Origin of the sequence: Centipeda periodontii DSM 2778 (genome assembly GCF_000213975.1) — a bacterium.
Lineage (GTDB): Bacteria > Bacillota > Negativicutes > Selenomonadales > Selenomonadaceae > Centipeda > Centipeda periodontii.
In genome coordinates this window covers 1,706,739-1,711,306 of record NZ_GL892076.1, presented here as the reverse complement: position 1 = coordinate 1,711,306, position 4,568 = coordinate 1,706,739, and the positions used below count along the sequence as shown (strand labels likewise).

At 59.3% G+C, this 4,568-nt stretch carries 1 protein-coding gene; it reads left to right on the top strand.

Annotated features, from left to right (window positions below):
• On the top strand, positions 1 to 4,568 hold a 4,568-nt coding region (locus HMPREF9081_RS14100), incomplete at both ends, for a beta strand repeat-containing protein (RefSeq protein WP_425358241.1).

Here is a 4,568-nt window from a genome sequence, read left to right as displayed (position 1 = left end):
AACCGTCACGGAACTGAGAACGTGGGCAACCGCCCTTGCTGCGAACAACGTCAATACACCGACGCTTACATTGTACTCTGGGGCGCCTCTTACGCTAAATAACTATGCGCCCACGATCGTCGGCTCCCGTGGCGATTACGAGTTTGGTAAACGAGCGAACGGCACGCTCTCTGGAACGACGATGACAAGCGCGTCTATTCTTTCCGTTGACGGCAATCGTTTCCAAAATGCAGGCATTGGGGATAACGTTACAACTCCCGGCTCCACTGTGCGTAATACGTACTCCGGACTGTCCGTATACGGCAACACGACGAATCATAACGAACTTAACCTCACGGGCGGAAGTCATCCAAATGCACGCGCGGGATATACGGATGCGCAGAGCGGCGGCTCGGATTTCAACACGCTGAACCTCAAGACAGGAGGTTCGGTGACCAACGGCTATGCGGGCTACACGACGGGCGTGCATCTCCTTGTCAATCCCGAGGATGAGGAGCATCCGGAACTGGTCGACACCACCAAGAATGCCGACGCGAAGAACAATGTCATCAACATCAAGGGCGGTACGCTGAATGCGGGCGGCAAGCTCTACGGCGGATACATTGCGACGAATGCGTCCCTTACGCCGCCGAACAACGTTTCGGCGGGCAACGCCTCGGGCAACACCATCAACATCGAAAACGGAACATTCGGTGGCAATAACGAAATCTATGCCGGCTATACCGAGGGCACGGGCAAAGCGACGGGCAACACCGTCAACCTCGGCAAGAGTGACGGTACGTTTAACGCGCCCACACTCAGCAACGTCTTCATCTACGGCGGCTTCGGCACTTCTTCGAGCGATGTCATGACGGACAACACGCTGAATGTCAACACGCAGAACATCACGGCACGCGGCGTTACGAACTTCGGCAAGACCGTGTTCAACCTCAACAGCACAACCACCGTGAGCTATCCGACGGCGAACACCCTCCTCACCATCGGCGGCGGTGCAACCTCGGGCCTCGACTGGGCGGGTGTCGAGGTGAATCCCGGCAGCTTCAGCTTTATGCCGAGCACATACAACGCACGGCTCTTTACGGCGATGCACAACGGAGCGGGCATCAATTTCAGCAACTATACGCCCTATGGAGCCAAGGAGAAGATTGTCGGCGATCTGGAATACATGATCGACACAGACAACCATACCGGCAGTGCCGCGCAGGATGTCTATATCGACGGGCATCAGTTCAAGAATCATACGGCGACGTACAACGAAACACCTTCCCACACAGAAGCGTGGGCGGGGCGTACGGCAAGCGGGCAGGCGGTCACGGACAACAAGCTCACCGTCTCGGGCGGCACGCTCACGACAGCAGCATACGGCGGACTGGTCGAGAACAAGAAGCACAACACGGACGGCACCTTCCAAACAACGGCGGGCAAGGCAGAGAGGAACACACTTGAAGTCACGGGCGGCAGTGTCACCAATGCCTACGGCGTAAAAGTAAATGCTGCGGGCGGCGGTGCCGAGGAGAACAGCGTCAAGATCACGGGCGGAACCATCAGCGACTCTGCGTATGGCGCCGATCTCTCCGCAGCAGCGAGCACCCAAAATGCGACCAAAAACAAAGCCGAGATGACAGGAGGCGCCCTCACCGGCTCTCTTTATGGTGCGCATACGGCGGGCAGCGGTGCGCTCACCGAAAGTGAAGTCAGCGTCTCGGGCGGCACGATCGGCGGCTCCGTATACGGCAGTGACGTTGCGACGGGTGCAGGGGATGCGACCAAGAGCAAAATCACCATCTCTGCGGGCAGTGTCGGCGGCAACGTCTACGGCGGCAGAGCGGCAGGCACGGGCGCAGCGACCGGACATACACTGAATCTCTACGGCGGCACTGTTTCTGGCTCTGTCTACGGCGGACACACCGCATCGGGCGCGACCACGGGCAACACTGTAAATCTTGGCAATGGCACAACGAACGCCGTCACCACTGTTACGGGCACCATCTCCGGCGGCAACGGGGCGGCAGATACCGACAACGTCCTGAACGTCAACACCAACGCCACAGCGGGCAACATCTCCAATTTCGGCATGGTGAAGTTCAACTTCAACAGCACCTTCAATCAGGCAAATCCCATGCTGGACCTTGTCGGCGGCAGTGCGACAAATCTCGACTGGACGAAGTTCAAGCATACGGGGAATGCACCGAGCGGCACATCCATCCTGATGCAGAACCTCAATAACATCATCGTCGCGGGCTACACCGGTGCGAAAGAAATCTCCTCCACGGGCACGCACGAAGTCACCGTGGACACGGACACAAACACGGGGACGGCAAAGCAGATCCTCTTGGGCGGGTACCAGTTCAAGGATGCCGATGTAACGCCGACCACAGGGAGCCTCACGGCAGACATCTGGGCGGGACGCTCCGTCCTTGGCAACACAACGACGAAGAACACCCTCACCTTAAGCGGCACGAACCATCGTGACGCGTACGGCGGCTGGACGGCAGGGACAAGAACCTCAGCCGCTGCGAAATTCAACAGCACAGAAAACACCGTCAACCTGAGGGGCGGCAACGTACGCACAATCTACGGTGGCTTCACTGCCGTGCAGAGCGGCAACGCCACAGACAACAAAGTGAATATCTCGGGTGGTGAAGTCGGCAATACGGGACACTATGGCGCAGGCTATGGCAATGTCTACGGCGGCTATCTTTCCCATGCCGCAGCAACAGGAAATGCCACGGGTAACATTGTCACCATCACGGGCGGCACAATGGCGAACATCTACGGTGGCTATACGGCGGGCACGGGCGCGACCACAGGCAACACCGTCAATCTCGGCACGGAATCCGATGCCGTTGCTTCGAGTACGAGCATTTCGGGCACCATCTACGGCGGCAACAAGGCGGCCGCGGCAGACAACACGCTCAACGTCTACGACACCGTCACGGCGGGCAACATTGCGCACTTTGACAAGATCAATTTCAAGGCAACGAGCACCCACATCGCGGCGGGGGATACACTCCTGACGCTCAACGACGGCAACGCAACGACACTGGACTGGAACAAACTCTACGTCGACAACCTCGACAACACAACCGCAAGTGCAACGGACGACCGTATCTTTACGCTTTTGCACAACGGCAGCAACATCAACTTTGGCACAACCTACAACACGACAGGAACGCGCGGACGCATTCACACGACCGACTATGAGGCGGACATCACGACCGACGGCAACAGCGCCACCAGTCCGAACGTCTACCTCAAGGGGTACCGCTTCCAGAACAACACAGGGGCAGCCTATGCGGGAGGTGCAGCTCCCAATGGCGCATGGGGCGGACGTTCCATCGTCGGCAACACCGTCAAGAACAACACACTGACGGTGACGGGCGGCAGTGCAACACTTATCGCACGCGGCGGCATGGTCTCGAACACGGAGCTTGACAGCTACGGCAACCCCAAGACGAATGGGGATGCGACGGAGAACAAGCTCATCCTGAACACGGGTGCAGTAGCGGCAAATGCCTACGGTGCCGAGGTCAAGACCAAGGCGGGCAACGCCACAAAGAATACGGCTGAGATGACGGACGGCACGACCGTCCACCTCTACGGCGCGGCACTCACGGCGGTGGGCGCGACAGGCGCGGCGACAGAGAACAAGGTCAGTATCTCCGGCGGCAGTGTCACGGGAAGTGTCTACGGCGGACAGATCGCGGACAGTGCGGCGACGGGCAATGTCACGGGCAGCGAAGTGCAAATCGCGGGTGGCAGTATCGGCGGCAACGTCTATGCGGGCTACAATGCCGGTGCGGGCGATGCAAAGAACAGCACCGTCACCGTCACGGGCGGCACTCTTGCGGGCGACCTCTACGGCGGCTTTGCAAATGGCGCGGGCGCGACCACGGACAACACCGTAAGCCTCGGCGACGGGGCGCACAGCCTTGCGGCAGGAACGAACATCGCGGGCACCATCTACGGCGGCAACAAGGCGACGGATACGGGCAACACGCTCAACGTCAACACCAATGCCACGGCAGGCAACATCGCGCACTTCGAGAACCTGAAGTTCAACCTCAACAGCAGTGCGCTGAATGCCGCGAACCCCATGCTGACCCTCGGCACAGGTGCGACCGGAAGCCTCGACTGGGGCAAACTCACCGTGGATGCGACAAACTTCAACAGCGGCATCAGCACCTATGAGGCATACAACCTCGTCCTCATGCGCAACGCGGCAGGCATCGACTTCACGAAGAACAGCACCGACACGTATACGGCAAACGGCGGTGTCAAGGGCGTTACGAGCGGAAACTTCGAGTTCAGCATCGACACCCTCGGCTCCGGGGTTTCCACCACCGAAGTGCGTGCGGCAGGGTATCAGTACAAAAACCACACGGGCGCAACGTATAACGAGGCGACGCCGCACACCGAGGCATGGGCAGGGCGCACCGCCGTCGGCAACAAAGTGGAGAACAACAAACTCAGTGTAACGGGCGGCAGCCTCACGACGGCGGCGTACGGCGGACTCGTCATCAACAACAAGCCGAGTGCTACCACGGGTGACGCCGAAAAGAATACGA